This window comes from uncultured Sphingomonas sp., from assembly GCF_964237335.1.
Lineage (GTDB): Bacteria > Pseudomonadota > Alphaproteobacteria > Sphingomonadales > Sphingomonadaceae > Sphingomonas.
On record NZ_CAXSHM010000068.1, the window covers coordinates 1 to 7,389 of the forward strand.

Consider the following 7,389-nt stretch of genomic DNA (forward strand, 5'->3'; position numbering starts at 1 on the left):
CAGATACTCGCGCCCACCGCAACCCTCTCCCGCCAACCCCGTGAGCAGTTACCTTTGGGTTTGTCGTACATGTTGGTTGGCTACATGCGGGTTTCATCGTCCGACGATCGTCAGTCCGTCGCTTTGCAACGCGATGCTCTGGTCGCGGCCGAGGTCGATGCGCGGCACATCCACACCGACAAGGCTTCCGGAGCCCGCGATGACCGGGCCGGGCTCAAGGCGTGCCTCTCCTATTTGACCAAAGGGGACACGCTTGTGGTGTGGGAGCTCGACCGGCTCGGGCGGTCGCTGCCGCATCTCCTGTCCATCATCGCGGACCTGAAGGCACGCAGCGTCGCCTTCCGCTCGCTTACCGAGCAGATGGACACCGCCACGCCGCATGGAGAGCTGCTGTTCTCCCTGTTCGGTGCGCTGGCGCAGTACGAGCGCGCCCTGACGCGCGAGCGAGTGATGGCCGGCCTTGCCGCTGCCAAGCGAAGGGGACGCCACGGCGGCAGGCGGCCCGTAATCGATGCCGAGAAGATCGAGGCGATCACCGCGGCGCTGGCGGCCGGAGCGAACAAGGCGGCCGTGTGTCGGAACTTCGGTATCGCTCGGTCCACCTTGGTCGGCACCCTGGAACGTGTGGGGTGGACGGCGCCGGCCAAGGCTTAGCCGAATTCTGCTAACGCCCAATTGCAGACGTTCATCCTATCAGGCATCCCCAAGGATTGACGCTCTCTCGGGCTGCCCTCACGATCCTCTGCCTCGCCGTGGTGGCGATCTTCGGTTGGTTCTTCCGCAGAGCGATCCAGAGCGGCCGATGCAATACGCGAATGCGTTTGGGCGTCGGCTATATGTGTCGCGAGATCAGCATCCACGCCTGTTCTGGTTGGCCTTTCTACCGGGCGGGCTGTTCTGCATATCGATGATCGTACTTGCGATTCGAGGCTCTGTTTCTCTCGGCGGCTGACGCCCAGTTGCGGACGTTCTTTAGGTCCGCTCTACTTCTCTGTATGCAGACGTTAGAAAGGCTCCTGAACAGATTTGCCAGTCGCGCCAACGCTCGTTGGTAGATCGGCATGAGGCCTGAGGTTCGGGAGCGTCAGGTCGCGAGAGCCATCGCGGCAAACGTCGGCCTGCCGACGTCAGCAGGCGATCCCTTTGCCGACGACAAGTTGGTTCATCTGAATAGGACAAAAGCCGCCCACGTGCTCGCGGTGGCGGGCACGACGAGCTTAACCTATGGTCGCGCCTCTCCGCGACGTGCAGCGTTAAAGGGCGCCAAGGAAGCGCTGGCCGACTACGCCGAGGACGCGACGTTCTTCGGGAACGGGAGGTGGGAAGATGCGCCGTCGCTAAGCTGGACCCCACTTACCACCGCGACATTCGAGTGCGGCCTGATCGGCTTTGACGACGAGCGCGCGTTCATCTTCTGGGTTGAGGAAGAGGATTGAGCGCCGTCGCATCAGCTTCATCGCGACCGAAAGCCGCCTGTCCGCTAACCACCAAACCCGGCCGTTCGTGATGCAAAAATCAGAAGATGTGCGACAGGTGTGGCCGGGGCCGGAGCGCCGACCCCGACGTTTAGTCGCGAGGACTGGACACCCAAGGTCCCGGCATTGCTGATCCAAGCCTTTTCCCTGAGCCGGTCCACGCGCTTCCAGGCGCATACGTTTTGCTTTCCGTTAATCGGCCGCTGATACTGAGTCAGAATGGTCGATTTGCGCGATGTAGCTCGGAAGGGAGAAGGCGAAGCATCCGCCGTTGCATATGCACTAGATTACCGCAGGGACTTTGTCCTGCCAATCATGACCATTATTAGTTTAGCGGCGTTGGCTATCTCGCTCATGCTTTTAGGACTATCCATCCGAGCCGATCGTCAAGAGCTAAAAACCGAGCAGGGTGCAGCCCGGATAGCCATCCAAGTACACCTGAGTGAGATGAAGCAGTACTTGACCGACTGTTCGGCGTGGGACGTGGGCTTCACCAACTTGGTTACTCATTTAGTGCCGGAGTGGGCAGACCAGAATATTGGACCCTACCTGTTCAAGACGCAAGGGTTCGAGAACAGCTTCGTGATCGGTCCCAGTGGCAAGACGACCTATGCGTCGGCTGGGCTAACCCACATTCACATGGACGCGTTCCGCTATCTCGGGTCACCGTTGAGCGAAGCGGTAGGTTCCATTCTCAAAATGAAACCGGGCAGTGATCGAAGAATCGTTGGCCTAGCCGCGATCACGGACGGGCGAGTAGCTGCCTTCGCCGTTGCCCCGATCATCCCCGACACAAAGAAAATAGCGCAACCGTCTGGCAAGCTTTCGTTTCTCGTGCTCGTGGACGTACTTGACCCGCCGGCGATTACACGACTGGGGCTAGTGCACCAGCTACAAGACCTTCGTTTAACGAGCCCCGATAAACAAAACAGCCTTCTATTGAGGAATCCAGCGGGTGAAGTGATCGGAGGTCTGCGCTGGACGCCGCGTCGGCCGGGCGCTGCGCTGAGGTATGGCGGCGCACCAATCGTCATCGCTGTCCTCATTCTGCTGATTATGGCTGCACGAAGAGTGCTGGATCGAGCCCGCAACGCTCAGGCGCAGGTCCAACGACTGGCGGCTTATGATTCCCTTACGGGTCTAAGAAACCGGGCAAGCTTTGTCTTGCGCCTTGACGATCTCGTATCGGAAGGATCGCCGTTTGCTTTGGTGAGCATTGATCTTGACCGCTTCAAGGCGGTCAACGACCAGTTTGGCCATCTGGTTGGAGACGAGGTGCTGGTGCAGATCTCGAGCCGACTGAGTGAGCAATGTAGCCCAGGCGACCTGTTGGCGCGGATTGGTGGGGACGAGTTTGTAATGCTGATCGCTGACGGTGCGATCGTGCGAACGCCCAATCTTGCGCTCTCGATCATAGCCGCGATGAAGGTGCCCGTCTTGACCGACCGGGTGCGTGCGCATGTGGGTGCCAGTGTCGGCGTCGCATTTTATCCGGAGGATGGCTGCTCACCCAACGAGGTGCGACAAGCCGCCGATCTCGCCCTTTACCGCGCCAAGGAGCATGGCCGCGGGATCGCCTGCTTCTACAGCAAGAAAATGGACGAGGCTGTTCACGATCGGCGGTCGTTAGAAATATCTCTACGAGATGCTCTTGAAAACGATGAGCTGGATCTGGCTTTTCAGCCGGTACTATCCGTTTTGACAGGAAACGTGACGAGCTTCGAGGCACTGGCGCGATGGACCCATCCCACACGCGGTTCGATCGCTCCGTCCGATTTTATCGGCCTTGCCGAGGAATGCGGCCTAATTGAGCAGCTGGGTACGAGGCTCCTGTGCAAAGCCTGCGGCGAAGCTGCGCGATGGCCGGAGCACATTAAAATTGCTGTAAACCTGTCTCCCTTGCAGTTCGAGAGCGGGCGCCTCTGCGACAGCGTGAAGGAAATTTTGGAGGAAACGGGTCTTGCGCCCTGTCGTCTTCAGTTAGAGGTGACAGAAAGTCTCTTGATCCGGGATGTCGACCGGACGTTTAACCAGCTGGAGCAGCTTAGGGTCTTGGGCATACAGATCCTGATGGACGACTTTGGCGTCGGCTACTCGTCTTTGAGCTACTTTGAGCGTTTCCCATTCGACAAAGTTAAGATTGATCGATCCTTTATAGAAAGCGTGCCGACTTCTCCGGCTTCTCAGGCAATAATCAAGGCCATCGTGCAGCTAGGGAATACGCTCAAAATGGATGTCGTCGCAGAAGGCGTGGAAACAAACGAACAGATGGAAATGGTTTCAGCGTTCGGCTGCACGCACATGCAGGGCTATCTACTTGGGCGTCCGATCCCGAAGGAGGATATCAGACCTTTCATAGATGCAATATGTATCAGAACCGGTTATCCGAGTGCAGTTCCGATCGTAGCCGCCTGCTGACGGTAGTTGTCGCTCGTCCAAGATATTGATGCCCCAACTGACTATGTCGGTGTCGCAAAATCGACGACATACGCGACGTCAGAAACTTAGAGGTTCGCGTCGGATGGAAAACCGCACGAACCGACTACTGTAGTGATGCACAACCTTGATGCGTTTCGGGGTGCAACGGCCGGTTGTGGCGGGTTCGTCGTGCCCTTGCCCGCCGGCCTGCGATCCTGAAACCCTGCGAAACCAACCCTGTCGGGCGGCCGCACGTGCGTCGCGACCCGTGCGGCCGCTCAACGACTGCGTGGCCCGCGGAAGCCGTGACCGACCTTCGTCGGCGCTCAATCGCGGGCCACCGCCGCGACGCCGCGTGACAGGGCGCGGGCCGACGCCGTAAGCAGGTGACCCAGAGAACGTCACCGGAGCCCTCCCATGCGCACCACCCTCGCCGCGCTCGCCGCCGCGGCAACGCTGATGGCGGGCACCGCCGCTGCCCAGACGCCCTCTCCCGCGCCCGCCAAGACACCCGCCGCGAACTCGGCCAAGGCCCCGGTGGTCCGCACCGCCAAGTCGCTCGACTGCTCCAAGCAGGCGGACGCCAAGGGCCTGCACGGCAAACCGCGCAAGAGCTTCATGTCCGGCTGCAAGAGGGCCTGACGCTCGCGCGCTGGGGAACCTCCGACCCCGTACAGCCCTGCCATTAACCATATCGTAGAGATTGTCCGCCATGGTCACATCAGGCCTCACTGGACTGCGGCCATCTGCGGGCACCCCGTCCTTCTTCCTCCGGGACGGGGTGCTTCGCAGCGCCCGCAGAGTGTGTTCGATCACGTCTTTTGTCGGCTGGGACGAGCTGATTTAACCGGTCGGTGACCTGGGCGGGCTAACTGCATTTTCATGGTGGCGACTCACGATCCGACAACGTTGCCGGCCGCGTCCGGCATGGATGAGCGGAAGGCGAAGCGGATAGCCGCCTCGATTGCGGCACGCTTGTCCGGCGCTGTCACGGTGCCCTGCCCGGTCCGCGTCCTCGACCTCACCCACCTCGGCTGCCGCGTGTCGACGTCGCAAGTCTTGTCCGTCGGCGCCTTCGTCACATTGGCGCTCCCCCACTTCACAGACATAAACGGCTGGGTTGCTTGGAGCCTCGACGGCGAGATTGGACTCGACTTCGCCCATCCTCTCCCGCTCCGGGTCGTCGACTACATCCTAGATCGAGCCTCGCCTTCCTCCCGGCATTCGGCTTGAAGTTCCTGAGCGGCGGTACAGGACCGCAGGAGTCCCGAGCCGCCCGCGTTCAGAAATCCATTGCCTCCGTGCGGCCCCGCTGCCCTGACCTGCCCGGCTGAGCCTCAGCGCCCATGTACTTCGAGGCGGTACTGCGATAATCGCGCGAAATCGCCAGGGCCGACCGCAGTCGGCATCACCCGTCGTCGCACAGCTCCTCGAACGCCCGAGCCCGCTCTTCGCTGAACTCCGCTAGGTCGATGTGCATCTCGGCCACCGGGGCTGTCTCCGCGATCACCGCGAGGGCGACGTGGGCCTGGGCTTGGGCGTGGAAACGGTCGATCAGGTCGTCGCAGTTGGTCATGTGGGCGCTATCGGCGGCGTCGGTTAACAGAACGCTTTCGTTCCGACCGGTCGCACCGCGGCGAGCGCTAAGTCTCGGGCGCTTCGGAACCAGCCGTTCTGGCAGGACGCTCTGGACTTGGGAAGGGCAGGAGATGGGCGCTCCGGTCGTTCCCTTAGTTGCGAAAGGGGCCCCTTCCGCAACGTGCTGCGACGGCGCGACTTGATAGAGAGCTGACGACCCTGATCGTCGCCATATGACGTAGACGGCGGTATGGTTCGTCGGCTATCGCGCGTGTGACGCTCTGGGGGGAGTAGCGATGATCTGGGCGATGGTGGCGCAGCTTTCCTGGCTGATCTCGGACCCAAAGCCCGTCAGCAACGCGCAAGTGCGGCATCTCGCCACCTGCCTTGCCGCCGTCGATCAACGGGATTCACTGGCACTGGTCCGCTCACAGATTGCGTCGTCCGAGCAGGGCCAGATCAGCCAGCGGATGTCATCGGACCACCCGGCCTGCCTGCAGCGTCACGGCTGGTCGCTCGTCAACAGCGATGTCGAGCGCGGAATGATCTCCGAAATCTACCTGCACAAGCAGCCGTCCATGCTTGAGCGAGTGAGCCGGATGCCCGATAAGCCTCCGGTCAGGCCGTCCGATGCCGTGCTTGGTCGCGCGTTCCTGTATGCGTATGCGACATGCCTATACAGGGCCGCCCCCGCGCGGTCGGCGACCGTGCTGGGCACGGAGGCGGACAGCCCGGAAGAGCGCGCCGCCGTTGTTGCCTATGGCGACCTGCTCAAGGGGTGCATGCCCAATAACATCAGCTATCACCTAAACTTTAGCGATCTGCGGACCCGCATCGCGACCGTAGTATATTACGCAGCGACCAGCGACCTTACCTGAAGCGCTCGCTGCGAAGGAAGCGGATCGGCGGGGACGCTCCGGCGGCTGATCGCGGTGACGGCACGACGGGTAATCGACAGGATCAGATCCATCGGCTTGATGCCCCGCCGGACGATCGCATCGACACTGCTGACATTCCGGAAGCGTCGGCCGAAGCATGGCAGCACGCGCGCCGGCAAAGGCTCAGGGCGGCAGCTCTGGCGGTCGAGGAGCTGGACGGCGTGACGCTCAAGGCGTTGGCGGCGTCACGGATGGATGCTCGCCACGATCGGCTCGATGCGCTGATGGGTGCCGGCCCCTGAACGTGGCGCTTACAGGTGACGGACCGCATCCATGCGGTGATGCAGGATACGGATGACGGCGATGCCGTAATTGGTCGGCCGGAAATAGATGACATGCTGCTCGACTCCGCGCCGTCGATAGCCAGGCCGGATGTTAGCACAGCCCTGCACCTGTTGCGGGGCTTCGGCCAGATCGGCGCAGGCGGCTTCGATGAGGTCAGTGTAGAGGATTGCCTGGGGCAAGCCCCAATGCGCCACGGTATAGTCGAACACCCCGTCGAGGTCGCGCTGCGCCCGCGGGCTGAGCCGGTATTCAGCCATGCTGCGCGGCTTTGCGCTGCTTGAACGCGGCGAAGTCGAACGGCTCCGGCTCCCCGCTCTGCTCTCCCTCGATCAGCGCCTGACGGATGCTCTCGATCTCAAGGCCGCGCTCCTGCTCGCGCCGGATGAGGTCGCGGATCGCCTCGCTGTCGTTGGTGTAGCTGCCGGCGTCGATCTGGGCGGCGATCCACGCATTCTGCTGTTCGGTGAGAGTGATGGTCTTACGCACGGTCGCCATGTTGATACCTCATACTATTGGTGCGGTTTGGCGCATAGCACGGTTGGCAAGATTGCTGCTACCGGTGAACCTGATATCCAGCAATTCACTCACCCCGGCCACCAAGATCGTCTCGGCGAGGCGACCCTGCCGGGGTAGAAGTGGCTCGGGGAATCTGCACAGCGGGGATAAGTGGATTGCCGATCTGACAGCGGCCATGC

Annotated in this window: 8 protein-coding genes; 5 read left to right on the forward strand and 3 right to left on the reverse strand. The window is 61.6% G+C overall.

Annotated elements, in window-relative coordinates:
* The first annotated feature begins 69 nt into the window (after positions 1 to 69).
* The 4 genes from ACFE65_RS17030 to ACFE65_RS17045 all read left to right on the forward strand — a co-directional run bounded on the left by ACFE65_RS17030 (position 70) and on the right by ACFE65_RS17045 (position 4,535).
* Positions 70 to 654, forward strand: coding sequence for a recombinase family protein (locus ACFE65_RS17030; RefSeq protein ID WP_375383559.1), 585 nt, complete (start codon positions 70 to 72; stop codon positions 652 to 654).
* Between the two features lie 407 nt (positions 655 to 1,061).
* Positions 1,062 to 1,436, forward strand: coding sequence for a hypothetical protein (locus ACFE65_RS17035; RefSeq protein WP_375383552.1), 375 nt, complete (start codon positions 1,062 to 1,064; stop codon positions 1,434 to 1,436).
* 258 nt (positions 1,437 to 1,694) lie between these two features.
* Positions 1,695 to 3,893 carry an EAL domain-containing protein gene (locus ACFE65_RS17040; protein ID WP_375383553.1) on the forward strand — a complete coding sequence of 733 codons (2,199 nt, stop codon included), beginning with the start codon at positions 1,695 to 1,697 and terminating at the stop codon, positions 3,891 to 3,893.
* A gap of 417 nt (positions 3,894 to 4,310) precedes the next feature.
* On the forward strand, positions 4,311 to 4,535 hold the full coding sequence (locus ACFE65_RS17045) for a PsiF family protein (protein ID WP_375383554.1): 225 nt from the start codon (positions 4,311 to 4,313) through the stop codon (positions 4,533 to 4,535).
* Between the two features lie 766 nt (positions 4,536 to 5,301).
* On the opposite strand, the gene ACFE65_RS17050 is transcribed toward ACFE65_RS17045, so the two are convergent.
* Entirely contained in the window at positions 5,302 to 5,469 is a 168-nt protein-coding gene (locus tag ACFE65_RS17050; RefSeq protein ID WP_375383555.1) for a hypothetical protein, read from the reverse strand.
* A gap of 298 nt (positions 5,470 to 5,767) precedes the next feature.
* Between ACFE65_RS17050 and ACFE65_RS17055 the strand changes: the two genes are divergently transcribed.
* Positions 5,768 to 6,349 (forward strand): hypothetical protein, encoded by a 582-nt coding sequence (locus ACFE65_RS17055; protein ID WP_375383556.1) that lies wholly within the window; start codon positions 5,768 to 5,770, stop codon positions 6,347 to 6,349.
* Positions 6,350 to 6,660: 311 nt separating this feature from the next.
* Here ACFE65_RS17055 and ACFE65_RS17060 read toward each other — a convergent pair whose 3' ends face one another.
* Entirely contained in the window at positions 6,661 to 6,951 is a 291-nt protein-coding gene (locus tag ACFE65_RS17060; RefSeq protein WP_375383557.1) for a type II toxin-antitoxin system RelE/ParE family toxin, read from the reverse strand.
* Positions 6,944 to 7,189 (reverse strand): type II toxin-antitoxin system ParD family antitoxin, encoded by a 246-nt coding sequence (locus ACFE65_RS17065; RefSeq protein WP_375383558.1) that lies wholly within the window; start codon positions 7,187 to 7,189, stop codon positions 6,944 to 6,946. The genes ACFE65_RS17060 and ACFE65_RS17065 overlap by 8 nt, the downstream gene beginning before the upstream one ends.
* Between the last annotated feature and the right edge of the window lie 200 nt (positions 7,190 to 7,389).